Below are 26,449 nucleotides of genomic sequence, written 5' to 3'. Positions count from 1 at the left end.
ACCTCAGCGGGGCAGGATGCTGACCCGCGCGCGGGAGCCGGCGTCCTGGGTGGCCCACTGCAGACCGTCGCGGTAGGCCACGCGGACCCGGTCGATCTCGACCACGGCCGGCACGTCGCCGAGGACCTCGAGCACGATCGCGTCGCCGCCCTTGAGCGTGGCGCCCTCGGTGGGCCCGAGCTCTCGGCAGAAGCTCTCCGGCGTGGTCGTGACGCGGACCGACCCGCCGTGGCACACGTGCGGCACGATCGTGACGTCGGTCGTCGCGGTCGCGAAGACGTGCACGCCGGCGACGTACAGCGTGCGGTCGAAGTCGGCCGGGGTGCTGAACACCCCGACGAAGACGGGCTGCGCCAGCGGCGTCTCGGCCTGGATCGTGGTGTCGGTCGTGGCGAGCGGGTCGGGGTGGGTGCTGACCCAGCCGATGACGCCCGCGAGCACCGCGAGGATCGCGACGTACGTCGTGATCCGCCAGCCCCGGCGCGACGGGCTCACCGCCAGCAGCGCCGGCCCGCTGGGCTCGGGGGTGACCGACGTCATGGCCGGAGGTTAGTGGCTCCACGCATGCTGTTCGGGTACCCGTTGAGACGATTGACGGTAGTCAGGACCACGGGGTGTACTGCCTCAACCGCCCTTCTCGGGGGCGTGTCTCCGGAAGGAGCCATAGGTGCTGCGGTTCGCAGGCGCTGGGGTGAGTGACGTGGGGCGGGTGCGCCCGCACAACGAGGACTCCGCGTTCGTCGGTCCCTACGTCGCCGTCGTCGCCGACGGGGTCGGAGGCGCCGCGGCCGGGGAGATCGCCTCCGCGACCGCGGCCTACTCGGCCAGCGCGGTCGCGCTCGGCCGCCGCGGGCAGCGCCCGGAGCGGGTCCTCGAGGAGGCCTACGCCGCCGCGGCCGACGGCGTGCGCACCGGGGTGCAGCGCGACCTCGACCGCCTGGGCATGGCCACCACCCTGACGATGGTCGTCACCGACGGGCGGAGCGTGGCGCTCGGGCACGTCGGCGACTCCCGCGGCTACACGTTCCGGGACGGCGAGCTGCGCCAGGTCACGACCGACCACACCTACGTCCAGCACCTCGTCGAGACCGGCAGGCTCGACCCCGAGGCGCGGACCACCCACCCCTGGCGCAACGTCGTGCTGCGCTCGGTCGACGGCGACCCGGAGGGCGGCGGTCTCGACGTGGTGCCGCTCGACGTGGAGGTGGGCGACCGGCTGCTGCTGGCCAGCGACGGGCTCACCGACCTCGTGCCCGACGACGTGATCGCCGAGGTGCTCGCGGTGGAGGAGGGCGACCTCGCGGTGGCGACGCTCACGCGGCTCGCGCTCGAGGCCGGCGGACGCGACAACGTCACCGTCGTCGTGGCCGACCTCATCGACGGCCCTCCGGTGGTGGGCGACGGCAAGGTGCTCGGCGCGCTCGCGAACCCCCACAACGTCGTCGACCCCGCCGCCGTGCACCTGCCGCGCGTCGGCTGAGCCGGCGTTGCGCCGCTCACACTGCGCGTCCTGACCCTCCACCGTCTGGGACACTTCGGCGCGTGTCCGACATCGCCCGCCCCGCCCTCGAGGGCACCGTCGCCGTCCGCGACGGGCGCCGGCTGAGCTTCGCGGAGTACGGCTCGCCCCGCGGCGCCGCGATCATCTGGATGCACGGCACGCCGGGGGCCCGGCGCCAGATCCCGCTCGAGGCCAGACGGTACGCCGCCGAGCACGGCCTGCGCATCATCGGCGTCGACCGACCGGGCATCGGCTCGTCGACGCCGTACCTCTACGGGAGCATCGGCGACTGGACCGGCGACCTCGAGCTGCTCCTCGACGCGCTGGCCATCGACACCTGCCGGCTGATCGGCCTCTCGGGCGGCGGACCCTACGTGCTTGCCGCGGGCGCGCACCTGCCCGAGCGGGTGCACGGCGTGGGCGTGCTCGGCGGCGTCGCGCCGACGTGCGGGCCCGACGCGGTCGACGGCGGACCGATCCAGCTCGCCGTCCGGCTCGCACCTCTCCTGCAGGTGGCCCGCGTCCCCCTCGGGGTGGCGCTCACCCAGACGATCCGGCTGGTCCGGCCGCTCGCCGGCACCGCGCTCGACCTCTACGCCGCGGTGCAGCCGGCGGGGGACAAGAACCTGCTGTCGCGGCCGGAGTTCAAGGCGATGTTCGTCGACGACCTGCTCAACGGCAGCCGGTTCCAGACCTCGGCGCCGCTGAACGACCTGGTGCTGTTCACCCGCGACTGGGGCTTCACCGCCGCCGACGTGACGGTGCCGGTGCGCTGGTGGCACGGCGACGAGGACCACATCGTCCCCCACCGGCACGGCGAGCACCTCGTCGCGCGGCTGCCCGACGCCACCCTGACCACCGTCGACGGGGAGAGCCACCTCGGCGGGCTGGGCATCGCCGAGGCGGTCATCGCCACCCTCATGGAGCTCGGCCCGCGCCGCGCCCAGAAGCCCCGCACGGCCCGACCGGGCCACTGAGCCTCGCGATTCCGCCATTCCCCGGCGGCACGCGGCAGCGTTACCTACGCTCTCTGAGTGACTGACGTGCACGGGGCCCTGACAGCTCAGGCCGAGCTGCTCGACGCGCTGCTGGCGCCGGACCCGCCGCCGAAGCGCCGGGGCTGGCCGCTGGTCCTGCTCGCGCTCGTGCTGGTCACCGTCGCCGTCGCCGTCGGGATCGTGGTCGTCAGCCGCGACCGCGGGCCGAAGGGACCGCCCCACCCCGCCAAGTGGGACGCGCGCGTGCAGAAGTACGTCGAGTTCGTCGAGCAGCACCGCGAGATCAGGTTCCAGCACCCGGTCTACGTCGACTTCCTCACCGACGAGGAGTTCGCCGAGAAGGTCACGGCGGACGAGAAGGACCTGACCGACGAGGACCGCACGGAGATCGAGCAGGCCACCGGTCTGCTCCGCGCCCTCGGGCTCGTCGAGGGCGACGTCGACCTGTTCGAGAAGTCCAACAAGCTCAACGGCACGGGCATCATCGGGTTCTACTCCTACGACGACGAGCGGCTCCGCATCCGCGGCACCGAGATCACCCCCGCCGTCGAGTCGACGATCATCCACGAGCTCACCCACGCGCTCCAGGACCAGGCCTTCGACCTCGGCAAGCGCAAGAAGGAGCTCGAGGAGGCCGACGACGCCAACAGCTCGGCCGCCGCCGACGGCTTCGACGCCCTCGTGGAGGGCGACGCGCGCCGCGTCGAGACCATGTGGCGCGACAGCCTCAGCGACCGCGAGCGCCGGGCGCTGGACAAGGCGCAGAAGAAGGACGTCAAGAACTTCGAGGACGGCTCCAAGGACGTCCCCGAGGTGCTCAAGGCGATGGTGGCAGCGCCGTACGAGCTCGGGCAGGCCATGCTCGCCGTGGCCGTGCAGCAGGGCGGCGAGCGCGCGGTCGACGACCTGTTCCGCTCGCCCCCCAGGACCGAGGAGCAGCAGCTGGACCCGTGGACGCTCATCGCGGACCACCAGGGCTTCCTCAACGTGCCGGAGCCCGAGCTCGCGGACGGCGAGAAGGCGCTCGCCGGTGACGACGGCGGGTCCTTCGGTGCGGTCGGCTGGCTGATGGTCCTCGCCGAGCGGGTGCCGCTCGAGCAGGCGCTCACGGCGGTGGACGGCTGGGGCGGCGACTCGGCGATCTCCTACGAGCGCGACGGCACCACGTGCCTCAAGGCCAACTACCGCGCGGACACCCCCGAGGACCTCACCCAGATGCAGACCGCCCTCAAGGCGTGGGCCGCCAAGGGGCCGAAGGGCGCGGCCGGCGTCACGAAGGACGCGATGACCCTCGCCTTCACCTCCTGCGACCCCGGCAAGAACGCCAAGCGGGTCTCGTCGGGCAGGTCGATGGAGGCGCTCACCCTCGCGCTGACCCGCACCTACCTCTCGGTCACCCTGGTGAAGTCCGGGGCGACGGTGGCCATGGCGCGGTGCAGCGCGGACCGCTTGGTGCGTGCCTTCAGCCTCGCCGAGCTCAACAACCCGAAGATCGACCCGAAGCGGGTCGCGGCCGTGGTGGCGCCCTGCCGGAGGGACTCCTGAGCCCTCAGCGACACGTGATCGCGGCTGCTGCTGGTCTACAGCCGTCCCATGCGTCACAATGGCCGCACAACTACATCGCTGTCGTTCGTACGACGTCCGATTCGTCTGGTCGAGCCCGCTGGGGAAGGCGCAGCTCGCGCTGAGGACGAAGGAGACGCTGATGTACGGACCCCGCATGATGCTCGGCCCCGAGGCCACGAGCAGCACTCGTGGTGTGCTCTACGTGCACTCCGCGCCCTCTGCCCTCTGCCCCCACATCGAGTGGGCGGTCGGAGGCGTGCTCGGCGCTGCGGTCAACCCCTCGTGGATCCCGCAGCCCGCGCAGTCGGGCACCTACCGCACCGAGCTGTCCTGGAGCGGCGACTCGGGCTCGGGGGCAGCGATCGCGTCCGCGCTGCGCGGGTGGAACCACCTGCGCTTCGAGGTCACCGAGGACCCCACCGCGACCACCGAGGGCCAGCGCTACTCCTACACGCCCGACCTGGGCGTCTTCCACGCCATGACCGGCGTGCACGGCGACATCCTGATCCCCGAGGACCGGCTCAAGGCCGCCGTGGTGAAGGCCGCGCTGGGCGACACGACGCTGCTGGTCGAGATCGACAAGCTCCTCGGCAAGCCGTGGGACGACGAGCTGGAGACCTTCCGGCACGCCGGTGAGGGCGCGCCGGTGCGCTGGCTGCACCAGGTGGTCTGAGGGCTCGACGCAGGGTCAGCGTCGGGGCGCGCGCAGCCGGTAGCGGTCGGCGGGCAGCCGACCCTCGACGATGTGACCCGAGCCGTCGTCGACCGACACCTTCGCCTCGATCTTGAATCTGCCCGGACGCGTCGTCACCCGGCACAGCTTGTAGCGGCCCGAACCGGTCTTGGGGTCGAAGCCGTCGAGGAACGCGCTCGCGGCGAGGTGCTTGAAGCCCGGGCCGCTGATGAACACCTCGATCGCCCAGATGCCGTCGGGCGGCACGATCGCGTAGGTGAAGGCGTACCGGTGGCAGCCCCGCTTGAGCACGCCGCTCGTGCCGATGATCGAACCCCACTCGGGGTGGACGGTCAGCCCGTCGAGCGGGTCGGTCGAGGGCTTGGCGTACGCCGGCCGCACCGGCGCCGCTTCGGCTGCAGCAGGCGTCAGCGACAGCGCGGTGGCCACGGCGACCGCGCCGAGAACGCTCCGGAGCACCGTTGATCCCCCTGTCCGAGCCGTGACGACCGTCTCCAGGGTCCAACGAGACCCGTCCGGGGCGGTTACGTCAGAGGGGGATGTTGCCGTGCTGGCCCTTGCGGACGCCGACCGTCTGCACCGCCTCGTCGATGGCCTGCGCGATCGTGGAGCGGGTGCGCGAGGGGTCGACCACCGCGTCGACGACGCCGATCTCGACGGCGCGCTCGACGCCGCCCGCGATCCGCTCGTGCTCGGCGGCCAGCTCGGCCTCGACCTGGGGGCGGATGTCCGGCTGCACCTCGGCGAGCTTGCGGCGGTGCAGGATCCGCACCGCGGCCACGGGGCCCATCACGGCGACCTCGGCGCCGGGCCAGGCATAGACCTTGGTCGCGCCCAGCGAGCGGGCGTTCATGGCGATGTACGCGCCGCCGTAGGTCTTGCGGGTGACCAGGGTGACCCGCGGCACCACGCACTCGCCGAAGGCGTGCAGCAGCTTGGCCCCGCGGCGTACGACGCCGTCCCACTCCTGACCGACGCCGGGGAGGTAGCCGGGCACGTCGACCACGACGACGAGCGGCACGCCGAACGCGTCGCACATCCGCACGAAGCGCGACGCCTTCTCCGCCGAGAGCGAGTCGAGGCAGCCCCCGAGACGCAGCGGGTTGTTGGCCACGACGCCGACGGTGCGGCCGCCGAACCGGCCCAGCACCGTCACGATGTTGGGCGCCCACTTGGCGTGCACCTCCTGGGCGGTGCCCTCGTCGAGGATCGCCTCGACCAGCGGGTGCACGTCGTAGGCGCGCTTGCGCGACTCCGGCAGCAGGTCCTCGAGGTCGCGGTCCTCGACGGCGGCGACGTCGAGGCTGCCCTGGGCGCCGAGGAGCGCCGCGACCGTGCGGGCCCGCTCCAGCGCCTCGGCCTCCGACTCGGTGAGGATGTGCACGACGCCGGAGCGGCGCCCGTGCGGCTCCGGGCCGCCGAGGCGCAGCATGTCGACGTCCTCGCCGGTCACCGAGCGGACGACGTCGGGGCCGGTCACGAAGATGCGGCCCTCGGGGCCGAGGATCACGACGTCGGTCAGCGCCGGGCCGTACGCCGCGCCGCCGGCGGCCGGGCCGAGCACGACCGAGATCTGCGGGATCTTGCCGGAGGCCTGGGTCATCGCGTGGAAGATCCGGCCCACGGCGTGCAGCGACAGCACGCCCTCGGCCAGCCGGGCGCCACCGGAGTGCCACAGCCCGACGATCGGGACGCCGTCGGTCATCGCGCGGTGGTAGGCGTCCACCACGACCCGGCACCCCACGTCGCCCATCGCGCCGCCCATGGTGGTGGCGTCGGAGCAGAACGCGACGACCGGCGAGCCGTCGACGTGGCCGATCGCGGCCAGCATGCCGGAGTCGTCGTCGGGCGTGAGGAGCTCGAGCGAGCCCTCGTCGAAGAGCGCGGTGAGCCGCTTGACCGGGTGGCGCGGGTCCTCCTCGCGTGGCAGCCTGGCCGGCTTGGCCGCCGGGGCGTCGGCGGTCGTCGTCATCAGACTGATCCGAAGGCCACGGCGACGTTGGCGCCGCCGAAGCCGAAGGAGTTGTTGAGCGCCACGATGTCACCGACCGGCAGGTCGCGCGCCTTGGTGGCGATGTCGAGCTCGACCTGGGGGTCCTGGTCGTCGAGGTTGATCGTCGGCGGGACCACGCGGTTCTGGAGGGCGAGCACCGTCGCGACCGCCTCGAGCGCCCCGGCGCCACCGAGCAGGTGGCCGGTCATCGACTTGGTGCTCGTCACGACGACCTGGTCGACGTGCGAGCCGAGCGTCGCGTGCAGCATCAGCCCCTCGGCGATGTCGCCCTGGGGCGTCGAGGTGGCGTGGGCGTTGACGTGGAAGACCTGCTCGGGGCCGATCTCCGACTCCGCGAGTGCCCGGAGGATCGCCCGCGAGCCGCCGCGCCCGAGCGGGTCGGGCTGCGCGATGTCGTGGGAGTCGGCGGTGATGCCGGCGCCCAGGACCTCGGCGTAGATCCTCGCCCCGCGGGCCCGCGCGTGCTCCTCGGACTCGAGCACCAGCACGCCGGCGCCCTCGCCGAGCACGAACCCGTCGCGCGCGGTGTCCCACGGGCGGGAGACCGTCGTGGGGTCACCGGGGTTCTTGGAGAGCGCCATCATGTTGGCGAACGCCGCGATGTTGAGCGGGTGGATCGCCGCCTCGGTGCCGCCTGCGACGACGATGTCCGCCCGGCCGAGCCGGATCTGGTCGACGGCCAGCGAGATCGCCTCGTTGCCGGACGCGCAGGCCGAGACCGGGGTGTTGACCGCGGCCCGCGCGCCGACGTAGAGGCTCACGTTGGCGGCCGATGCGTTGGGCATCAGCATCGGCACGGCGAGGGGCGAGACCCGGCGCGGCCCCTTCTCCTTCAGCACGTCGTAGTTGTCGAGCAGGGTGATCACGCCCCCGATGCCCGAGGCCATGGCCACACCGAGCCGGTCGCCGTCGAGGTCGTCCTGGACCTCGGCCAGGCCGGAGTCGGCCCAGGCCTCCATCGTGGCGACCATCGCGAACTGCGCGGCGCGGTCGAGCCGGCGGGCCTTGACCCGCTCGAGGACCTCGGTCGGCTCGACCGCGGCGACGCCGGCGATCTTGACCGGCATCTCCTCGGCCCAGTCGGCCTCGATGTGCCGGACGCCGGAGCGCCCGTTGACCAGGGCGTCCCAGGTGCTGGCGACGTCACCACCGACGGGGTTGGTGGTCCCCAGTCCGGTGACGACGACTCGGGTGCGGCTCATGGGGTGCTCGCTCTCGTGCTGGTGTGGGGAAAGGGTGGGCGCTGCTCAGCCCTGGGCGCGCTCGATGAACGCCACCGCGTCACCGACCGTCTTGAGGTTCTTGACCTCGTCGTCGGGGATCGAGACGCCGAACTTCTCCTCGGCGGCCACGACGACCTCGACCATGGACAGCGAGTCGACGTCGAGGTCGTCGACGAAGGACTTGTCGAGCTGGACGTCATCGGCATCGATGCCGGCGACCTCGTTGACGATCTCGGCGAGGTCGGAGCGGATCTCCTCAGTGGTTGCCATCTGGCGTGTCTCTTTCTCTTCGGGTTCTCTTTGGGTGGTGTCCCGGGTCGGGTCTGGGGTGGTGCGCCTGCGGATCTGGGTGGTCAGGGGAGCACGACGACCTGGGCGGCGTAGGCCAGCCCCGCGCCGAAGGCGATCAGCAGGGCGGTGTCGCCGGTCTTCGCGTCGCCCTCGGCGTACATCCGGTCGAGCGCCAGCGGGATCGAGGCGGCCGAGGTGTTGCCCTGCTCGGCGATGTCGCGCGCGATCTTGACGTTGTCGGGCAGCTTCATCGCCCGCGCCATCGCGTCGGTGATGCGCATGTTGGCCTGGTGCGGCACGAAGCAGTCGAGCTGGTCGGCGCGGATGCCGGCGCGGTCGAGCGCCTGCTGGCCGACCTTCGCCATGACGAACGACGCCCAGCGGAAGACGGGGTTGCCCTGCATGACCAGGTGCGGCATCTGGGGGTGGTCGGAGGCGACCACGTCGCGCCAGTCCTCGCGCTGCTGGATCAGGCCGTACTGCTCGCCGTCGGAGCCCCAGACCACCGGGCCGATGGCCGGGGTGTCGCTCGGGCCGACCACGGCCGCGCCGGCGCCGTCGGCGAAGATGAACGCCGTGCCGCGGTCGCCGACGTCGGTGAGGTCGGAGAGCCGCTCGACACCGATGACCAGCGCGTAGCCCGCGCTGCCGCCGCGCACCATGTCGGAGGCGAGCGCCAGTCCGTGGCAGAAGCCCGCGCACGCGGCGGAGATGTCGAACGCCGCGGCCTGATCGGTGCCGAGCTCGTGCGCGATGGCCGTGGCGATCGCCGGGGTCTGGAACATGTGGCTGACGGTCGCGACGATCACGCAGTCGATCTGGCGCGCGTCGACGCCGGACCGCTCGAGCGCCTGGCGCGCGGCGGTGACCGACATCAGCTGCACGGTCTCCTCGGGCGTCGCCCAGCGGCGCTGCTTGATGCCCGAGCGCTGCTGGATCCACTCGTCGCTCGAGTCGATCGCCTCGACGACCTCGCTGTTGGGGATCACCCGGGAGGGCCGGTAGGCGCCGATGCCGTAGATGCGCGCGTGCGGGGCGCCGGTGACGGACTCGATGGCGGTCATGACATGCCTCCCTGGCTGTCGGAGGTCTGGGGGTGGAGCCGGATCAGGGGCTGACCGGGCGAGACGGGGTCGCCGTCCTCGATGAGCCACTCGACCACGGTGCCACCGTGCGCGGCTGTGACGGGGATCCGGTCGCTGCGGCTGGCGACCTCACCGAGCAGGGATCCGGACGGCAGCTGCTCGACGTCCGCCGCCTCCGGATCGATGTGGAAGGTGCCCTTGGCGGGGGAGACGACCATCCGCCAGGTCGGGGAGGAGTCGATCTCGGCGAACTCGCCGTGCTTGTCGCAGAAGGCCCTGGCCTCGTCGAGGAGCTCAGGCCCCTTGAGGGCGAAGGTCTCGACGCCCTTGAGGGCTCGCTTGGCGATGCCGGTCAGCGTGCCCGCGGGCGGCATCTCGAGGATGCCGGTGACGCCGAGGTCCTCGAAGGTGTCCATGCACAGGTCCCACCGGACCGGGCTCGCGATCTGACCGACGAGACGGCGCAGCACGTCGCGGCCGTCGTGGACCACCTGCCCGTCGCGGTTGGACACGAAGCGGGTGCGGGGGTCGTGGACCGAGACCGACCGGGCCAGCGAGGCGAGGTGCCCGACCGCCGGCTCCATGTGGTGGGTGTGGAACGCACCGGCCACGCTGAGCGGCATGAGCCGGGCCTTCTCGGGGGGCTCGTCGGCCAGCGCCTGGAGCTGCTCCAGCGTGCCGGCGGCGACCACCTGGCCCGGCCCGTTGTCGTTGGCAGCGGTCAGGCCGTGCTTCTCGATGACCGCGAGCACCTCGTCGCGGTCGCCGCCCAGCACGGCGGTCATCCCGGTGGCCGTCACCGCGGCGGCCTCGGCCATCGCCCGGCCGCGCTCGCGGACCAGCACCATGGCCTGCTCGGCGGTGATCACGCGGGCACCGGCGGCGGCGGTCAGCTCGCCCACCGAGTGGCCGGCGACCGCGCTGACCTTGCCGAACGCGTCGGTGGGGTGGGGGAAGATCCCGAGCGCCGCCACGAGCCCGGTCGCGACCAGGAGCGGCTGCGCGATGTCGGTGCGGCGGATCTCGTCGGCGTCCGCCTCGGTGCCGTAGTGCACGAGGTCGAGCGAGGCCACCGTCGAGAGCCACTCGAACCGGTTGCGGAACTCCGGGTCCTCGAGCCACGGGGTCAGGAAGCCGGGACTCTGGGCGCCCTGGCCGGGCGCGACGATGACGAGCACGGGCTCCACTCTGCCCGGCCCCCCGGGCCGACCTCGCCTCCGCCGCCCACGAAACTGCGCGGAGCGTCTTTGTAGGGTTCCTACAAAAACGTGTCCAGGCTCAGATGTCGCGGCCCGACTGCCGCCCGAGCACGAGGGCGATCTGGAGCGTGAAGGCGTCGCGGGGCTCGCCGGGGGTGAGCCCGGTGAGCTCGGCGACCTGGCGGAGGCGGTAGCGCACGGTGTTGGGGTGGACGAACAGCGCCCGGGCGGCACCCTCGATGGACGAGCCCCCCTCGAGCCAGGCGGTCAGCGTCTCGACGAGGGCGGCGCGGGCGTGCAGCAGGGGCAGGTAGACGTCGTCGACCAGCTGCCGGCGGGCATGGCCGTCGCCGCCGAGCGCACGCTCGGCGAGCAGCTCGAGGGCCAGCACCGGTCGCGGTGCGCCCGGCCACCCCGGTGCGGAGCGGTACGCCGAGACCGCGGCCCGCGCGGAGGCGGCGGCGCCGGCGAGGTCCGCCGCCACCGGCCCGGCCACGACCGGGCCGTCTCCGAACAGCCCGGCGATGACCGACGCGGCCTGGCGGGGCTCGGCCGCGCCGCCCAGCAGCACCACCAGCCGGTCGCCCTGCACGGCGCACAGGGCGTCCATGCCGGCGTCGGCCGCGGTGCGGCGTACGTCGTCGAACAGGTCGGTCTCGGTGCGGCGGGCGGGCGAGGCGCCGAGCACCACGCACACCGTGCCGCGCGCCTTCCAGCCCAGGGCGCTGGCCCGCGACAGCACCGCCTCGTCGGTCTCCGCACGCAGCACGGCGTCGACGACCAGAGCCTCGAGGCGCGCGTCCCAGGCCCCGCGCACCTCGGCGGCCCGGGCGTAGACCTCGGCGGTCGCGAAGGCGACCTCGCGGGCGTAGCGGGAGATCGCGCGCCGCACCTCGGCGGCGTCCTCGGTGGCGTCCTCGGCGGTGACGATCTCCTCGACGTTGCTCTCGACCACCTCGATCGAGAGCTTCACCAGGTCGACGGTCTGCTGGAGGGTGATCACGCCGGCCAGGGCCCGGGGGGCCGCGCCGAACACCGAGGTCGCGACGGCCGGCCCGGTGCGCGCGTCGCCGTGCAGGCCGGCCTTCTCGAACCAGTCGACGAAGCCCCTGATGCCCGCTTGCAGGATGGTGCCGACCCACGCGCGGTCCTCGGCGCTGAGCTCCCGGAACCACGGGAGGTCCTCGGCCATGCGGGTCGTCGCAGCGGTGCTGAGCCGGCCGATCGAGCGGCGCAGGTCGTCGGCCACCCGGCTGCGGGGGTCGGCGGCACGGCGGGCGCTCACGCCGTGATCCTGTCACCTTTGCTTTGTGCGCTCGAGAAACGGCCGGGCGGGAGGAGGCCGGCGGAGAATCGAGGCCAACACGTGATGGACGGGCGCTTGCCCCGGCCCGTCGTGGGTAGGTTGAATCCGCGAGACGAGCGCACGGCCACCGGGCGGTGCAACGGGGAGGGATCCGTGGGAGACCTGCAGCACCGGGCACGGCACGAGGTCCAGTTCGTCACGGTGCACGGCCACAGGCGCGCCTACGTCAAGGCGGGGCAGGGGCCGGCGCTGCTGCTGCTCCACGGGCTGGGCTGCGACCACACGACGTGGGAGCCGGTGATCGAGACGCTGGCGCGTCGCTACACCGTGATCGCGCCCGACCTGCTGGGCCACGGGCTCTCCGACAAGCCGCGTGCCGACTACAGCGTCGGCGGCTACGCCAACGGCATGCGCGACCTGCTCACCGTCCTCGGCGTCGACAAGGTGACCGTGCTGGGGCACAGCTTCGGCGGCGGCGTGGCGATGCAGTTCGCCTACCAGTTCCCCGAGCGCACCGAGCGGCTGGTGCTCGTCGCCTCCGGCGGTCTCGGCCCCGAGGTGAGCCGGTCGATCCGCGCCGTCACCACCCCCGGCTTCCACCAGGTGATGGGCGTGCTGACGCTGCCCGGCATCCGGCACGTGGGCAGGGTGGGGCTCGTCGCGCTCTCCCGCACCGAGCTCAAGGCGACCCGCGACCTCGACGAGGTCGCCGCGATCTACGACTCGTTCAAGGACCCCGCGGCCCGTGCGGCGATCCGCCACGTGGTCAAGGCCGTCGTCGACTGGCGCGGCCAGATCGTCACGATGGCCGACCGCGCCTACCTCACCGAGGAGATGCCGATGGCGGTGATCTGGGGTCGCGACGACCGCGTGATCCCCGTGCGCCACGCCAGCAACGCCGCCGCGCTCGCGCCCAACGCGCGCATCGAGGTGATCCCGCACGCCGGGCACTTCCCCCACAAGGACCACCCGCAGCGCTTCGCCAAGATCGTCCACGAGTTCATCCGCTCGACCGAGCCGGCGAAGTACTCCCGCGCCCGGTTCCGCGGCCTGCTCAAGTCCGGCCGCGCGACCTCACTCAGCCCCGTCGCGAACGCCAGCGCCTCATGACTTCGGGCGAGCTGTCGCCGGGGTCGAGGCAGCGAGGTGAGCTCAAGGGCGCATCTGGCCGCGACGTAGGCGGGTGCCGTTGTTGCGGGGGCTTCGAGGCTCGGCCGTAGCCGGCCTCGCACCTCAGCCACCGTGGGCCGGCCCCTCGCTACGGCTAACGCAATCGGAGCGTGGGAGCGAAGCGACCCGGTCTGTCGCGGCGAAGCATCGCGGGGGCACAGAGCTAGGCGTCGCCGCCCTCCTGCTTCACATCCGCGACGGCCGTCGGGTCGTCGATGCGGTACTCGGCGAACGCCTTCTCGACCTGGCCGCGGTCGATCTCGCCGGCGTCGGCGAGCGCCTGCAGCGCCTGCACCACGACGGACTGGGCGTCGATGTGGAAGAACCGGCGCGCGGCGGGGCGGGTGTCGGCGAAGCCGAACCCGTCGGCGCCGAGCACGCGGTAGTCGGCCGGCACCCAGCGCGCGATCTGGAGGGGTACGGCGCGCATGTAGTCGGACACCGCCACGACCGGTCCCTGGACGCCGGCGAGCCGGTCGGAGACGTAGGCCGTGCGGGCGGTCTCGCCGGGGTGCAGGAGGTTCCACTCCTCGGCGGCGGTCGCGTTGCGGGCCAGCTCGTTCCAGGACGTGACCGACCAGAGGTCGGCCTGGACGCCCCAGTCCTCGGCCAGGATCCGCTTGGCGTCGTCGATCCACGGGTAGCCGACACCGGAGGCCATCAGCGTGACCCGCGGGCCGTCGCCCTCGGCGCGCGCCGTCTGGTGCATGCCGCGCAGGATCCCGTCGACGTCGACGTCGTCGGGCTCCTTGGGCTGGGGGACCGGCTCGTTGTAGACGGTGAGGTAGAAGATCACGTCCTCGCCGTGCGGGTGCGCCTCGGTCTCGCCGTACATCCGGGCGAGGCCGGACTCCATGATGTGCGCGACCTCGTAGGCGAACGCCGGGTCGTAGTGCACGACCGCGGGGTTGGTCGCGGCCAGCAGCGGCGAGTGGCCGTCGGCGTGCTGCAGGCCCTCGCCGGTGAGGGTGGTGCGACCGGCCGTGGCGCCGATGAGGAAGCCGCGCGCGAGCTGGTCGGCCATGGCCCAGATCGAGTCGCCGGTGCGCTGGAACCCGAACATCGAGTAGAAGATGTAGAACGGGATCATGTGCTCGCCGTGCGTGCTGTACGCCGAGCCCGCGGCGGTCGCGGAGGCCATCGCACCGGCCTCGCTGATGCCCTCGTGGAGCAGCTGCCCCTGCTGGGACTCCTTGTAGGCAAGCAACAACTTGCGGTCGACGGGTTCGTACTGCTGCCCGCCCGGGTTGTAGACCTTGGCACTCGGGAACATCGAGTCCATGCCGAAGGTGCGGTACTCGTCGGGCGCGATCGGGACGATCCGCTGGCCGATGTTGGGGTCCTTCATCCAGTCCTTGAGCAGCCGGACCGTGGCCATGGTCGTGGCGACCTTGTTCTTGCCCGAGCCCTGCTTGAGCTCGTCGTACATCTCCTTGCCGGGCAGGATGAGCGACTTCGCGCGGATCGAGCGCCGGGGGATCGACCCGCCGAGCTGGCGGCGCCGCTCCATCATGTACTCGATCTCGGGGGAGTCGGCGCCGGGGTGGAAGAACGGCGCGGTGCCGGTGGCGTCGTAGGACTCCTCGATGTCGCGATCGCTCATCGGCAGGTAGAGCCGGTCGCGGAACTTCTTGAGGTCGTCCTTCTTGAGCTTCTTCATCTGGTGGGTCGCGTTGCGGCCCTCCAGCGCCTCGATCGTCCAGCCCTTGATGGTGTGGGCCAGGATCACCGTCGGCTGCCCGGTGTGCTTGGACGCGGCGTCGAACGCGGCGTAGACCTTGCGGTAGTCGTGGCCGCCGCGCGGCAGCTTCTCGATCTGCCGGTCGCTCATGTGCTCGACCATCTTGCGCAGCCGCGGGTCCGGGCCGAAGAAGTGCTCGCGGTTGTAGGCGCCGTCCTCGACCGAGAAGTTCTGGAACGCACCGTCGGGGGTCTTGTTCATCTGGTTGACCAGGACGCCGTCGACGTCGCGGGCGAGCAGCTCGTCCCACTCGCGGCCCCAGATCACCTTGATCACGTTCCAGCCGGCGCCGCGGAAGTTGGCCTCGAGCTCCTGGATGATCTTGCCGTTGCCCGTGACCGGGCCGTCGAGCTGCTGCAGGTTGCAGTTGATGACCCAGGTGAGGTTGTCGAGCTCCTCGCGCGCGGCGACCCGGATGGCGCCCAGCGACTCCGGCTCGGCCATCTCGCCGTCGCCGAGGAAGGCCCACACGCTCTGCTGGGAGGTGTCCTTGATGCCCCGGTTGTGGAGGTAGCGGTTGAACCGCGCCTGGTAGATCGAGTTGATGCCGGTGAGCCCCATCGAGACCGTCGGGAACTCCCAGAACTCGGGCATCAGCCGCGGGTGCGGGTACGACGACAGGCCCTTGCCGACGCCGTGCTGCACCTCCTGGCGGAACCGCAGGAGCTGCTCCTCGGTGAGCCGGCCCTCGAGGAACGCGCGGGCGTAGATGCCCGGCGAGCCGTGGCCCTGGATGTAGATCTGGTCGCCGCCGCCGGGGTGGTCCTTGCCGCGGAAGAAGTGGTTGAAGCCGACCTCGTAGAGGCTGGCGGCCGACTGGTAGGTCGCGATGTGGCCGCCGACCTCGAGACCCGGCCGGTTGGCGTCGGAGACCATCACCGCTGCGTTCCAGCGGATGAACGCGCGGATCCGGCGCTCGATGTCCTCGTCGCCGGGGAACCACGGCTCGCGCTCGGGCGGGATCGTGTTGATGTAGTCGGTGCTGCGCAGCGCCGGCACGCCGACGTTGAGCTCGCGCGCCTTCTGGAGCAGCCGCAGCATGACGTAGCGGGCGCGGTCGCGGCCGCGCTCGCCGACGAGCTGGTCGAAGGACTCGAGCCAGTCGGTGGTCTCGTCGGGGTCGATGTCAGGGAGCTGGGTGGGCAGACCCTCGTGGATCACCGGGGCTGGGGAGCCCACGGCCCGGGTGCCGGTGTCGGTGCCGGAGTCAGGGGACGTTTCCTCGGTCACCCTCTCATCGTGTCACGCGTCGCCAGGACGGACGAGCCGGAACGGCTACCGATGAGTACGCCCGAAGACTGCCTGTGTGCACCCGTGACAGGCGGCGCCGAACAGGTCCTGGCCCTGTGCCGACCGCTCCGGAGGGTGCAGGGCGGGTGCCCACGCGGCGCCGCTCGCTTGCGTGTGCCGCCCAACTCCGGTGGACTGTCGCCCAGTCGACCCCCGCGAGGGCGAGGGTCCGCCATGACGACGCGACACAGGACGCGACACAGGAGGAAGACGGCGTGAGCTCGACCGAGGGTGGAGGCGCCACCCAGACGGGTGCTCCCGGGGCCGCCGAGCGGCTCGGCTTCAAGCCCGGCATGGTCATCCAGGAGCTCGGCTGGGACTCCGACACCGACGACCAGCTGCGGGTCGCGATCGAGAACTCGATCGACGCGGACATGGTCGACGGCGACTACGGCAACGTCGTCGACGCGGTCCTGCTCTGGTGGCGCTCCGAGGACGGCGACCTCGTCGACGGCCTGGTCGACGCGCTGACCGACCTGGTCGGGGGCGGCGCGATCTGGCTGCTCACCCCCAAGGTGGGTCGTCCCAACGCGGTCGACCCGGCCGACATCGCCGAGGCCGCGCCCATCGCGGGCCTGTCGCAGACCACCACCGCCGCGGTCAGCAAGGAGTGGTCGGCCACCCGCCTGATCGCTCCCAAGACCCCGGGCTGAGCCCCACCTCCCCGGACGCCCGGGCCACCCGGCGCGGAGGTCGTGGCATCCTGCCTTTCGTGCCCCTCACGTTGCCCTCCCCGCTCGACAGGCTGGCCGGCAAGGCCGCCTCGACCGGCTACGGCCTCAAGGTGCTGGCCGAGTCGGGCATCCTCCGTCCCTACTCACCGGTGGCGCTGGCCAAGGCCGGTCGCGCGCTCCAGCAGTGGGGCACCGGCCCCGCCGGAGGCTTCCTCGCGATGGCGGCGCTCATGCCCGACCGGGTGTGGATCGTCGACGAGCGCGGCGACCTCACGTTCCGCGAGGTGGACCGGCGTACGAACGCGCTGGCCAGGGCGCTCGGCGCCCTCGGCGTCTCGGAGGGCGACTCGGTGGCGCTGATGGCCCGCAACCACCGCGGCTTCGTCGAGGCCACCGTGGCGGCGGCCAAGCTCGGCGCCGACCTGATCTACCTCAACACCGCGTTCGCCGGCCCGCAGCTGGTCGACGTCCTCGAGCGCGAGCAGCCGAGCGTCGTGGTCCACGACGAGGAGTTCACCGGCATGCTCGAGAAGGCCGACGTCGAGAAGCGGGTGCTCGCCTGGGTCGACGACGAGACCGACCTCGACACCCTCGACTCCCTGATCGAGTCCGAGAGCGGCGACGAGCCCGTGGAGGTGCCCGGCCGGCACAGCCGGATCATCATCCTCACCTCGGGCACGACCGGGACCCCGAAGGGCGCGCCCCGCAACGAGGCGGGCGTCGACGCGGCCGTCTCGCTGCTCTCGCGGATGCCGCTCAAGTACGGCTGGCGGGTGCACATCGCGGCCCCGCTCTTCCACACGTGGGGCTTCGCCCACCTGATGCTCTCGCTGCTGCTCGGCCACACGATCGTGCTGCGGCGCAAGTTCGACCCCGAGACCGCGCTCGGCGTCGTCGAGGAGCAGCACTGCGACGGCATGGTCGTGATCCCGGTGATGCTCCAGCGCATCCTCGGCCTGCCCGACGAGAAGCTCGACCAGCACCGCCTCGAGACCCTCAAGGTGGTCGCCGCGTCCGGCTCGGCGCTGCCGGGCGACCTCGCGATCAGCTGGATGGACCGCTTCGGCGACAACCTCTACAACACCTACGGGTCGACCGAGGTCGCCTACGCCTCCATCGCCACCCCCGAGGACATGCGCCAGGAGCCCACCACCGCGGGCAAGCCGCCGTGGGCCACGGTCGTGAAGATCTTCGACGAAGAGGGCGCGGAGGTGGCGCAGGGCGAGTCCGGTCGGATCTTCGTCGGCAACAGCCTGCTCTTCGAGGGCTACACCGGCGGCGGCCACAAGGACATGATCGACGGCCTGATGTCGTCCGGAGACGTAGGTCGCTTCGACGAGCACGGGCTGCTCTACGTCGAGGGCCGCGACGACGAGATGATCGTCTCCGGCGGGGAGAACGTCTTCCCCAAGGAGGTCGAGGACTGCCTGGCCCGGCACGAGGCGGTGGTCGAGGTCGCGGCGCTGGGCGTCGACGACGAGGACTTCGGCAAGCGGCTGCGTGCCTTCGTCGTGCTGCGCGACGGCGCCTCTGCCGGCGAGGACGAGCTCAAGGCGCACGTGAAGGACAACCTCGCGCGCTACAAGGTGCCGCGCGAGATCGTGGTGCTCGACGAGCTCCCGCGCAACGCCACCGGCAAGGTGCTCAAGCGCGAGCTGCAGGACTACGACCCGGACGGCGGGTCCGGCTCCGGCTCCGACTCCGGCTCGGACGCCGAGTGACCGGGCTCCAGCTCGGCGGACCGGCGCCCGACTTCACGCTCCGCGACCAGTTCGGCCAGGACGTCACGCTGTCGTCCTACCGCGACCGCAAGGCGGTCGTGCTGGTGTTCTACCCGTTCGCCTTCTCCGGGGTCTGCACGGGCGAGATGGCCGGCATCCGGAGGCGCCTCGCCGACTTCCTGACCTTCGACAGCGAGGTGCTGGCGATCTCCTGCGACCCGATCTACGCGCTGCGGGCGTTCGCCGACGCCGACGGGCTCAACTTCCCGCTGCTCTCCGACTTCTGGCCGCACGGCGAGGTGACGCGCGCCTACGAGGTCTTCGACGAGCAGCGCGGGGCGCCGCGCCGGTCGTCGTACGTCGTGGACAAGGAGGGTCTGCTCCGCTGGGCGGTGCACAACCCGAGCTCCGAGGGCCGCGACCTGGAGGAGCACCTGCGCCAGCTCCAGGCCCTGGTCTGAGCGCGCGAGCAGTGCGTGGCGACGCCCGGTCTGGACCAGTTGAGAAATAATTCATCGGGATGTTTGTGACGGTCTGACGCGGGCAGTACGTTATGCCCCGTTGAGCCGCTGGTGACCCGAGACGCCAGCGGCTCAACTTCCATTTGGGGCCGGTTGCGAGCCGTTTTCCACGGCCGCGCCCCACTCCCGTACTGTGCGGGCGTCCACGGGCGTATAGCTCAGCGGTAGAGCTCTGGTTTTACAAACCAGCGGTCGGGGGTTCGATCCCCTCTGCGCCCACCAGCCCGAGAACCTCCCCCGTCGTTCGCGACCGACAAGGGAAAGGTCTGGGGCCGTCGGCCCGGTTGGACTGACGATCTCGTCCGGGCCGCCGACACCATTTCCGTGCCCGGGGTGCCCACCCTGCAAACACCCGTTCCCAGACTGTGGACGCCGTGCGGCGGGTCCGACCCGCCTCGGGGACGCCTGTCCGGGCGGTCCCGGCGCGAGGCCCTGAAGCACCTGTGACGGCACCAGCCTCTTGATCGTGGTGAGCGACATGGCAGGGTTCCGTCTCGTGGGTCAGAGGGACACGCCGTCGGTTGCCGAGCGGCTCGCCGGGCAGCACGTCCTGCTGACCGGGGTGACCGGCTTCGTGGGCGAGGCGCTGCTGCACCTCATGCTCACCGAGGTGCCCGACGTGCGGGTCTCGGTGCTCGTCCGGCCCAAGGGCTCGACCAGTGGGGCGGCGCGCACGGCGAAGCTCCTCGAGAAGCCCGTGTTCGCCGACGTCGTGGCCGCCGCGGGCGGCGTCGAGGCGCTCATCGACGCGCGCGTCGCCGTGGTCGAGGGCGACCTCGCCGACGTGCCGGCGCTGCCGGCCGACATCGACGCGGTCGTGCACTGCGCGGGCGACGTGTCCTTCGACCCGCCGGTCGACGAGGGCTTCACGACCAACGTGATCGGGGTGCGCGACCTGCTCGACCGGATCGACGAGGCGCAGGCGGCGAGCGGCCGGGAGATCCACTACGTGCACATCTCCACGGCGTACGTCGCCGGGCGGCGCCGCGGCAGCATCCCCGAGGCGCCGGTCGAGCACGACGTCGACCTCGAGACCGAGCTGGCGTGGGGCCTGGGACAACGGCGGGCCGTCGAGGACCAGTCGCGCGGCGCCGACCTGCTGACCAAGGAGCGCAAGAAGGCCGAGAAGGAGCACAGCCGCGCCGGGCTGCTCACCGCCGCCCGCGCGACCGAGGCGGCGCGGCGGCAGTGGGTCAAGGACGAGCTCGTGCGGATCGGCACCGAGCGCGCCCGCAGCCTCGGCTGGACCGACTGCTACACGTTCACCAAGGCGATGGGCGAGCGCGTCGTGGAGCGCTGGGCGGCCGGCTCGACGCCGGGCGCGGCCGGCCCGCGCCGCGCCTCGATCGTCCGGCCGAGCATCATCGAGTCCGCCCTGGAGCGTCCGCACGTGGGCTGGATCGAGGGCTTCAAGATGGCCGAGCCGCTGATCCTGGCCTACGGTCGCGGCGAGCTGCCGGAGTTCCCGGCCGCCCCCGACACCATCGTCGACATCGTGCCGGTCGACCACGTCGTCTCCGCGATCGTCGCGGTCCTCGCGCACCCGCCCGAGCCGGGCGACGTCGGCTACTTCCACGTCTCGAGCGGCGACCGCAACCCGCTGACGTTCAACATGCTCTACAGCTCGGTGCGCACCTACTTCGACCACCACCCGTTCACCGCGGGCGACCGCGGCGCCGCCCGCCTGCCGGAGTGGCGCTTCCCGGGCGCCCGCTCGGTGGAGCGCCTGCTCTCGACCAGCGAGAAGGCGTGGAAGGTCGCCGACTATGTCGTCGGGCACGCGCCGCGCAGCGACCGCGCCCGCGAGCTGGCCCGCAAGCTGCACCAGCAGGGCCGGCGCCTGGAGTTCCTGCGCCGCTACCTCGACCTCTACATGGAGTACGCCACCGCCGAGCTGCGCTTCTCCGACAAGCAGACGATGGCGCTGTTCACCTCGCTCTCCGAGGAGGACCGCGCGACGTTCGCCTTCGACACCTCGGTGGTCGACTGGCCGCGCTACTTCATCGAGGTGCACTGCCCGGCCGTGACCGCGCCGGTGCGCCGCCTCGACGAGCTCCGCGCCCTGCGCAAGAAGCCGAGCGGGACGTCGCTGCGCGAGGTCGGCTCCGGGGGCGAGGGCATCGCGGCGTTCTTCGACATGGACGGCACGCTGCTGTCCTCCAACGTGATCGAGACCTACCTGTGGGTGCGGCTCCGCGAGCTCGACGGCGGCGAGCGGCTGGCCGAGCTCGGCCGGATCGCGTCCAAGGTCCCGAGCCTGGTGCAGGCCGAGCGGCGCTCGCGCAGCGACTTCCTGCGCGGCGTCTATCGCGAGTACGAAGGCGCGCGGGCCGCCGACCTCGACGCGGTGGCCGACGAGCACCTGACCGACCACATCCTGTCGCGGCTCTCGCCCGACGCCGTGCGCCGGATCCGCGAGCACCGGGCGGCCGGGCACCAGACCGTGCTGATCACCGGGGCGATCCGGCCGCTGACCCGGCCCCTGCGGCCCCTGTTCGACCACATCGAGGCCGCCGACCTCGCCGTCGACGAGCGCGGGGTCTGCACGGGCTTCCTGGCGTCCTCGCCGCTGGTCGGCGAGTCGCGCGCCGCCTGGATGCGGTCCTACGCCGCGGAGCACCACATCGACATGAAGGCGTCGTTCGCGTACGCCGACTCGCACTCCGACCTCCCGCTGCTCGAGGCGGTCGGCAACCCGGTCGCCGTCCGGCCCGACGTGCCGCTCTACCGCCACGCGCGCCGCTCGCACTGGGACGTCGCCGACTGGGCCAGCCCGTCGGGCTCCGTGCGCGCCCTCGACCCCGGAGTCCGTACGTGACCCACCTCCTCGACATCGGCGCGCTTCGCGCGCGCAGTGCACGCACCTCGCGGCGTTGCCGTCGCTCGATGATGGGCCTACAGCGTCTTCGCTCCGGCGCCTTGCGATGCACGCACCCTGAGCACGCCAAGCGCATCGCTGCCGAGGAGGTGGGCCACGCATGATCCTCGCGCTCGAGATGTTCCGCAGCCTGCCGCGCACGGTGGCCGGCAAGGCGATGGGCAGCCGGATGCCCGGCATCCTGTCCGGCTTCGCCGCGCCGCTGCGGCTGGTCACGATCGACCCGCCCAAGGTCGAGCGCCCCGGCTGGGCGCGGCTGCGCTCGCGGCTGTCCGGCATCTGCGGCTCCGACCTCGGGGCGCTGTCGGGGCACACCTCGCTCTACTTCTCCGCGGTCGTGTCGCTGCCGTTCGTGCCCGGCCACGAGGTGGTCGCCGAGCTGCTCGAGGACTGCGAGGAGCTCCCCGCCGGCACCCGCGTCGTGCTCGACCCCGTGCTGACCTGCGCGGCCCGGGGCGTCGAGCCCTGTGAGAACTGCGCGGTCGGCCACACCAACCGCTGCTCACGGATCACCGTCGGCCACCTCGCACCCGGGCTGCAGACCGGCTTCTGCAAGGACACCGGCGGCGGCTGGGGCCAGCAGCTGACGGCCCACCGCAGCCAGATGCACGTCGTGCCGGAGGGCTGGTCCGACGAGCAGGCGCTGCTGATGGAGCCCCTGTCGTGCGCGGTGCACACCGCGCTGCGGGCCGCCGTGCCCGACAACGGCCGGGTCCTGGTGAGCGGCGCCGGCTCGGTGGGGCTGTTCGCCACGTTGGCGCTGCGCCAGCTCACCCCGGCCGGCGAGATCATCGTGGTCGCCAAGCACGGGCACCAGCGCGAGCTCGCGCTCGAGTTCGGTGCCACCGAGGTCGTGCAGCCGGCCGAGGTGCTGCGGCGCGTCCGGCGTTCGACCGGCGCCTTCCAGCTCAAGCCGGAGCTCTCCGCGCCGTACCTCCTCGGCGGCGTCGACGTCGCCGTCGACGCGGTCGGCAGCAAGCAGTCACTGGAGACCGCGCTCAACGCGACCCGCGCCGGCGGCCGGGTGGTGCTGTCGGGGATGCCGGCGGCGGCCGACCTGTCCGCGGCGTGGTTCCGCGAGCTCGAGGTGGTCGGCACCTACGCCTCGTCGCAGGAGGAGACCCTGCCGAACGGCGAGCGCCGCGGCGCCTTCGACCTCGCCGCCGACCTGGCCGAGCTCGAGCCCGTGGTCCAGCTGTCCAAGTCCGTCGCGTCCTACCCCTTGCACCGGTGGCGGGAGGCGCTCGACCACGCGCACGCCGCGGGCCGGCTCGGTACCGTCAAGGTCGCGTTCGACCCCCGGAGCTCCCAATGAGGAGCAGTACACAGATGGAGGGCCAGTGAGCCGCCCAGGATTCGTGCTCGAGGTCGACGACCGGACCCCGCCCATGGTGGTCCACGAGGGTCTCGGGTTCCGGCTCGAGAGCTTCCCGCTCGGCACCCGCGTGGTCTACCCGCCGGAGTCGATCCCGGCCGTTCCCGACGTCGACGAGGCGATCCAGCACGCGCTGCTGAACCCCCTCGACTCCGAGCCGCTGCCGGCGCTGCTCAAGGCCGGCATGCGGCTGACCATCGCCTTCGACGACCTGTCGATCCCGCTGCCGACGATGAAGGCGCCCGACATCCGAGGCCGGATCATCGAGGCGGTCCTCACCATGGCGGCCGAGGCCGGCGTCGACGACGTGAAGCTCATCGCGGCCAACGCGCTGCACCGCCGGATGACGGCCGCCGAGCTCAAGCACATCGTCGGGGAGCGGGTGTTCCGCTCGTTCTACCCCCAGGGCGACCTCTACAACTTCGACGCCGAGGACCGCGACGAGCTCGCCCACCTCGGCACCACCGAGAAGGGCGAGGACATCGAGATCAGCAAGCGGGCCGCCGAGTCCGACCTGCTGGTCTACGTCAACGTGAACCTCGTCGCGATGGACGGCGGCCACAAGTCCGTCGGCATCGGGCTCGCGTCGTACAAGTCGCTGCGGCACCACCACAACGCCAAGACGATGGTCCACTCGCGCTCGTTCATGGACCACAAGCACTCCGAGATGCACCACTCGGCGTGGCGGATGGGCCGGATCATCAAGGACACCGTGAAGGTGTTCCAGGTCGAGACGACGCTCAACAACGACGTGTTCCCCTCGCCGTTCGGCTTCCTCCAGAAGCGGGAGTGGGAGTGGTCGGTCAAGGACCAGGCCTCGATGCTCGGCGTGCGGCGCGGGCTCGCGGTGGCGCCGCCGAAGCTGCGGCACAAGATGTTCCACGACCTGCGGTCGGTCTACGGGCTCACGGGCGTCAACGCCGGCGAGGTCGAGGCGGTGCACGAGAAGACGCTGGAGAAGGTGCACGCGCAGCACTCGGTCGAGGTCAACGGGCAGTCCGACGTGCTCGTGATGGGCGTGCCCTACCTCGGGCCCTACAACGTCAACAGCTCGATGAACCCCGTGCTGGCCGCCTGCATGGGCCTGGGCTACTACTTCAACTCCTACCGCGGCCAGCCGGTGGTCCGGAAGGGCGGCGCGGTGATCCTCTACCACCCGCTCGACGAGGGGTTCAACCAGCTGCACCACCCGTCGTACGTCGACTTCTACGAGGAGGTCCTCGCCGAGTCGACCGACCCCGCGGTGGTGGGAGAGAAGTACGAGCAGCAGTTCGCGCAGGACCCGTGGTACATCCACCTCTACCGCACCTCGCACGCCTACCACGGCGTCCACCCGTTCTACATGTGGTACTGGATCGCCCACGCGCTCGACCACGTCGACGAGGTGATCTGGGTGGGCGGCAACCGCAAGGCGGCCGCGCGGATGGGCTTCCGGGCGGCGACCACGCTGCAGGACGCGCTCGAGATGGCGTCGGGCACCGTCGGCACGTCGCCCTCGATCACCTACCTGCACAACCCGCCCCACCTGCTCGCGGACGTGCGGTGACGCGATGAGCTTCCTGTCCGAGGGGGTCTCCGACCTCCGGCGTACGGCCCGGGGCTGGCGCTGGGGCCGGCGCTCGCAGGTGCCCCGCTCGGCCGAGCCCTACGTGCTGCCGGCGAAGCAGACCGTGTTCCCGTCGGACTGGTCGCGCAGGCGGCCGGCCATCGCGGCCCGCGAGGTGGCCCAGAAGGGCGGGCTGGAGCCGCTGTTCCGCTCGCAGGTCCGCACGAAGGTCGAGGGGCTCGACGTGCTCGAGCGGATCGAGGGGCCGGTCATCTTCGCGGCCAACCACGCCTCGCACCTCGACACGCCGCTCGTGCTCCTGTCGTTGCCCGACGAGTGGCGCCGGCGCACGGCGGTCGCCGCCGCGGCCGACTACTTCTTCGACACCTGGTGGCGCGCGGTCGGCTCGTCGCTGATCTTCAACACCTTCCCGATCGACCGACGGGGCGGCTCGATGGCGACGACGCCGGGCGAGGTGCTGGCGGACGGCTGGTCGCTGGTGATCTTCCCCGAGGGCACGCGGTCCAAGGACGGCTGGATGGGGAACTTCCGGATGGGCGCGGCGTTCCTGGCCCACGAGCACGGCGTGCCGGTCGTCCCGGTCGCCCACCGCGGCACGTTCGCGGCCATGCCGCGCGGCCAGGGCTGGCCGTCTCCGGGGCGCCGGCAGCTCACGATCCGCTTCGGCGAGCCGCTGCGCCCGCGGGAGGGCGAGTCGGTGCGCGAGTTCGCCCCGCGCATCAAGGCGGCGGTCGCCACGCTCCTCGACGAGGACAGGACGACGTGGTGGGACGCGCGCCGCCGTGCGTCGTCCGGCGAGACGCCCGACCCCGGCGGACCCGACGTCGCGGCGTGGCGCCGCGTGTGGGAGCAGTCGGAGTCACCCGCGCCCGACGCGCCGGGCCGCCGGCTGCGCGCGTGGGCGCGCTCGTCCAGGTAAGAGCGCTCTCACCACCGGCTCATGCCCGCCTCACGGTGCTGGCCCACGCTGCTGCCATGACGACGAAGATCTCCACCGCCCTGGCCGCCCTGACCACCGCCTCGCTGTTCGCCCTCGGCGCGCCCGCGTTCGCCTCGCACGGAGGCGACGACGGCCCCGGCGACGACAACGGCGGCAGCCAGAGCGCAGCGAGTGGCAGCAAGGACGACCGCATCATCAAGACCGGCAGCTGCTCCGACGGCGCCCGCTGGAAGCTCAAGGTCAAGACCGACGACGGCGGCCTCGAGGTCGAGGGCGAGGTCGACACCAACCGGGCGGGCCAGACCTGGCGCTGGAAGTTCAAGGACAACGGCGCGGTCGTGGCCAAGGGCTCGTCGACCACCGGCGGCCGCAGCGGCTCCTTCAGCGCCGAGCGCCGGATCGCGGACCGGCCCGGCACCGACAACGTCGTGTTCAAGGCGAAGTTCGACGGTCAGGTCTGCACCGGCACCGTCGCGTTCTGAGGACGGCCCCGACCGCTCGGCATCGACCGCCGGCCTAGGTGCGTCGGTGGAAGGTGTACTTCCCGGTGGGGAGCTGGTCGAGGTGGTAGCGGTGGTCGTGGGCTCGTGCGTGGTGGTGGGGGCAGAGTGAGATGAGGTCGCGGAGGTTGGTCTTGCCGCCGTCGGTCCAGCGTGTTTGGTGGTGGGTGTGGGTCATGCCGGGTGGCCAGTCGC

Annotated in this window: 22 protein-coding genes and 1 tRNA gene; 14 read left to right on the top strand and 9 right to left on the bottom strand. The window is 72.1% G+C overall.

From position 1 onward, the window contains the following. Positions 1 to 3 precede the first annotated feature (3 nt). Entirely contained in the window at positions 4 to 540 is a 537-nt protein-coding gene (locus G514_RS0109675; protein ID WP_028651581.1) for a hypothetical protein, read from the bottom strand. A gap of 151 nt (positions 541 to 691) precedes the next feature. Between G514_RS0109675 and G514_RS25945 the strand changes: the two genes are divergently transcribed. The 4 genes from G514_RS25945 (at position 692) to G514_RS0109655 (ending at position 4,738) form a co-directional block, all read left to right on the top strand. Continuing rightward, positions 692 to 1,480: a PP2C family protein-serine/threonine phosphatase gene (locus tag G514_RS25945; RefSeq protein WP_169576379.1), complete on the top strand. Its 789-nt coding sequence runs from the start codon at positions 692 to 694 to the stop codon at positions 1,478 to 1,480. Positions 1,481 to 1,542: 62 nt separating this feature from the next. Continuing rightward, positions 1,543 to 2,478 carry an alpha/beta fold hydrolase gene (locus G514_RS0109665; protein ID WP_028651580.1) on the top strand — a complete coding sequence of 312 codons (936 nt, stop codon included), beginning with the start codon at positions 1,543 to 1,545 and terminating at the stop codon, positions 2,476 to 2,478. Between the two features lie 57 nt (positions 2,479 to 2,535). Next, positions 2,536 to 4,044, top strand: a complete 1,509-nt coding sequence (locus G514_RS0109660) for a hypothetical protein (RefSeq protein ID WP_157544694.1) — start codon at positions 2,536 to 2,538, stop codon at positions 4,042 to 4,044. 160 nt (positions 4,045 to 4,204) lie between these two features. Then, positions 4,205 to 4,738, top strand: coding sequence for a DUF3145 domain-containing protein (locus G514_RS0109655; protein WP_245582159.1), 534 nt, complete (start codon positions 4,205 to 4,207; stop codon positions 4,736 to 4,738). Positions 4,739 to 4,753: 15 nt separating this feature from the next. Here the strand turns inward: G514_RS0109655 and G514_RS0109650 are convergent, their stop codons facing one another. From G514_RS0109650 to G514_RS0109620, 7 genes are all read right to left on the bottom strand, one after another. Continuing rightward, positions 4,754 to 5,218 carry a hypothetical protein gene (locus G514_RS0109650; RefSeq protein ID WP_028651577.1) on the bottom strand — a complete coding sequence of 155 codons (465 nt, stop codon included), beginning with the start codon at positions 5,216 to 5,218 and terminating at the stop codon, positions 4,754 to 4,756. Positions 5,219 to 5,288: 70 nt separating this feature from the next. Next, a complete protein-coding gene (locus G514_RS0109645) occupies positions 5,289 to 6,731 on the bottom strand; it encodes an acyl-CoA carboxylase subunit beta (protein WP_028651576.1) in 1,443 nt (480 codons plus the stop codon). Continuing rightward, positions 6,731 to 7,975, bottom strand: a complete 1,245-nt coding sequence (gene fabF, locus G514_RS0109640) for a beta-ketoacyl-ACP synthase II (protein WP_028651575.1) — start codon at positions 7,973 to 7,975, stop codon at positions 6,731 to 6,733. The genes G514_RS0109645 and fabF overlap by 1 nt, the downstream gene beginning before the upstream one ends. Before the next feature lie 45 nt (positions 7,976 to 8,020). After that, positions 8,021 to 8,266 (bottom strand): acyl carrier protein, encoded by a 246-nt coding sequence (locus G514_RS0109635; protein WP_028651574.1) that lies wholly within the window; start codon positions 8,264 to 8,266, stop codon positions 8,021 to 8,023. 83 nt (positions 8,267 to 8,349) lie between these two features. Then, the gene (locus G514_RS0109630; protein ID WP_028651573.1) at positions 8,350 to 9,351 is read right to left on the bottom strand and encodes a beta-ketoacyl-ACP synthase III; all 1,002 of its coding nucleotides are present in this window, start codon (positions 9,349 to 9,351) and stop codon (positions 8,350 to 8,352) included. Continuing rightward, positions 9,348 to 10,550, bottom strand: a complete 1,203-nt coding sequence (locus G514_RS0109625) for an acyltransferase domain-containing protein (RefSeq protein WP_028651572.1) — start codon at positions 10,548 to 10,550, stop codon at positions 9,348 to 9,350. The genes G514_RS0109630 and G514_RS0109625 overlap by 4 nt, the downstream gene beginning before the upstream one ends. Before the next feature lie 100 nt (positions 10,551 to 10,650). Next, entirely contained in the window at positions 10,651 to 11,856 is a 1,206-nt protein-coding gene (locus G514_RS0109620) for a PucR family transcriptional regulator (protein WP_028651571.1), read from the bottom strand. Positions 11,857 to 12,030: 174 nt separating this feature from the next. On the opposite strand from G514_RS0109620, the gene G514_RS25940 reads away from it, so the two are divergent. Next, complete coding sequence (locus tag G514_RS25940; RefSeq protein WP_245582158.1) at positions 12,031 to 12,987, top strand: alpha/beta fold hydrolase; 957 nt, start codon at positions 12,031 to 12,033, stop codon at positions 12,985 to 12,987. Between the two features lie 223 nt (positions 12,988 to 13,210). Here G514_RS25940 and aceE read toward each other — a convergent pair whose 3' ends face one another. Further along, positions 13,211 to 15,967, bottom strand: a complete 2,757-nt coding sequence (gene aceE, locus G514_RS0109610) for a pyruvate dehydrogenase (acetyl-transferring), homodimeric type (protein WP_051247255.1) — start codon at positions 15,965 to 15,967, stop codon at positions 13,211 to 13,213. Positions 15,968 to 16,293: 326 nt separating this feature from the next. On the opposite strand from aceE, the gene G514_RS0109605 reads away from it, so the two are divergent. The 9 genes from G514_RS0109605 to G514_RS0109565 all read left to right on the top strand — a co-directional run bounded on the left by G514_RS0109605 (position 16,294) and on the right by G514_RS0109565 (position 26,236). Further along, entirely contained in the window at positions 16,294 to 16,731 is a 438-nt protein-coding gene (locus tag G514_RS0109605) for a DUF3052 domain-containing protein (protein ID WP_028651569.1), read from the top strand. 59 nt (positions 16,732 to 16,790) lie between these two features. Next, entirely contained in the window at positions 16,791 to 18,473 is a 1,683-nt protein-coding gene (locus G514_RS25935; RefSeq protein WP_245582157.1) for an AMP-binding protein, read from the top strand. Continuing rightward, positions 18,470 to 18,934: a peroxiredoxin gene (locus G514_RS0109595; protein ID WP_028651568.1), complete on the top strand. Its 465-nt coding sequence runs from the start codon at positions 18,470 to 18,472 to the stop codon at positions 18,932 to 18,934. The genes G514_RS25935 and G514_RS0109595 overlap by 4 nt, the downstream gene beginning before the upstream one ends. A 207-nt stretch (positions 18,935 to 19,141) precedes the next feature. Then, positions 19,142 to 19,216, top strand: a tRNA-Val gene (locus tag G514_RS0109590). Positions 19,217 to 19,490: 274 nt separating this feature from the next. Further along, positions 19,491 to 21,812, top strand: a complete 2,322-nt coding sequence (locus G514_RS0109585) for an HAD-IB family hydrolase (RefSeq protein WP_028651567.1) — start codon at positions 19,491 to 19,493, stop codon at positions 21,810 to 21,812. A 163-nt stretch (positions 21,813 to 21,975) separates the two neighbouring features. Further along, positions 21,976 to 23,187: a zinc-dependent alcohol dehydrogenase gene (locus G514_RS0109580; RefSeq protein WP_084151964.1), complete on the top strand. Its 1,212-nt coding sequence runs from the start codon at positions 21,976 to 21,978 to the stop codon at positions 23,185 to 23,187. Positions 23,188 to 23,212: 25 nt separating this feature from the next. Beyond that, a complete protein-coding gene (gene larAH, locus G514_RS0109575) occupies positions 23,213 to 24,793 on the top strand; it encodes an NPN-dependent hydroxyacid isomerase, LarAH14/15/16 family (RefSeq protein ID WP_211222102.1) in 1,581 nt (526 codons plus the stop codon). Positions 24,794 to 24,797: 4 nt separating this feature from the next. Then, on the top strand, positions 24,798 to 25,733 hold the full coding sequence (locus tag G514_RS0109570) for a lysophospholipid acyltransferase family protein (protein ID WP_028651564.1): 936 nt from the start codon (positions 24,798 to 24,800) through the stop codon (positions 25,731 to 25,733). 56 nt (positions 25,734 to 25,789) lie between these two features. Continuing rightward, positions 25,790 to 26,236, top strand: a complete 447-nt coding sequence (locus tag G514_RS0109565; RefSeq protein WP_028651563.1) for a hypothetical protein — start codon at positions 25,790 to 25,792, stop codon at positions 26,234 to 26,236. Positions 26,237 to 26,449: the final 213 nt, after the last annotated feature.

Origin of the sequence: Nocardioides halotolerans DSM 19273, from assembly GCF_000422805.1 — a bacterium.
Classification (GTDB): domain Bacteria; phylum Actinomycetota; class Actinomycetes; order Propionibacteriales; family Nocardioidaceae; genus Nocardioides; species Nocardioides halotolerans.
The sequence above is the reverse complement of the archived record's forward strand: the minus strand, read 5'-3'. Positions and strand labels throughout refer to the sequence as shown.

Coding starts and splice junctions, on each gene's coding strand:
- G514_RS0109675 (WP_028651581.1), bottom strand. CDS start 540: ATGACGTCGGTCACCCCCGAGCCCAGCGGGCCGGCGCTGCTGGCGGTG.
- G514_RS0109655 (WP_245582159.1), top strand. CDS start 4,205: ATGTACGGACCCCGCATGATGCTCGGCCCCGAGGCCACGAGCAGCACT.
- G514_RS0109645 (WP_028651576.1), bottom strand. CDS start 6,731: ATGACGACGACCGCCGACGCCCCGGCGGCCAAGCCGGCCAGGCTGCCA.
- fabF (WP_028651575.1), bottom strand. CDS start 7,975: ATGAGCCGCACCCGAGTCGTCGTCACCGGACTGGGGACCACCAACCCC.
- G514_RS0109635 (WP_028651574.1), bottom strand. CDS start 8,266: ATGGCAACCACTGAGGAGATCCGCTCCGACCTCGCCGAGATCGTCAAC.
- G514_RS0109630 (WP_028651573.1), bottom strand. CDS start 9,351: ATGACCGCCATCGAGTCCGTCACCGGCGCCCCGCACGCGCGCATCTAC.
- G514_RS0109570 (WP_028651564.1), top strand. CDS start 24,798: ATGAGCTTCCTGTCCGAGGGGGTCTCCGACCTCCGGCGTACGGCCCGG.
- G514_RS0109565 (WP_028651563.1), top strand. CDS start 25,790: ATGACGACGAAGATCTCCACCGCCCTGGCCGCCCTGACCACCGCCTCG.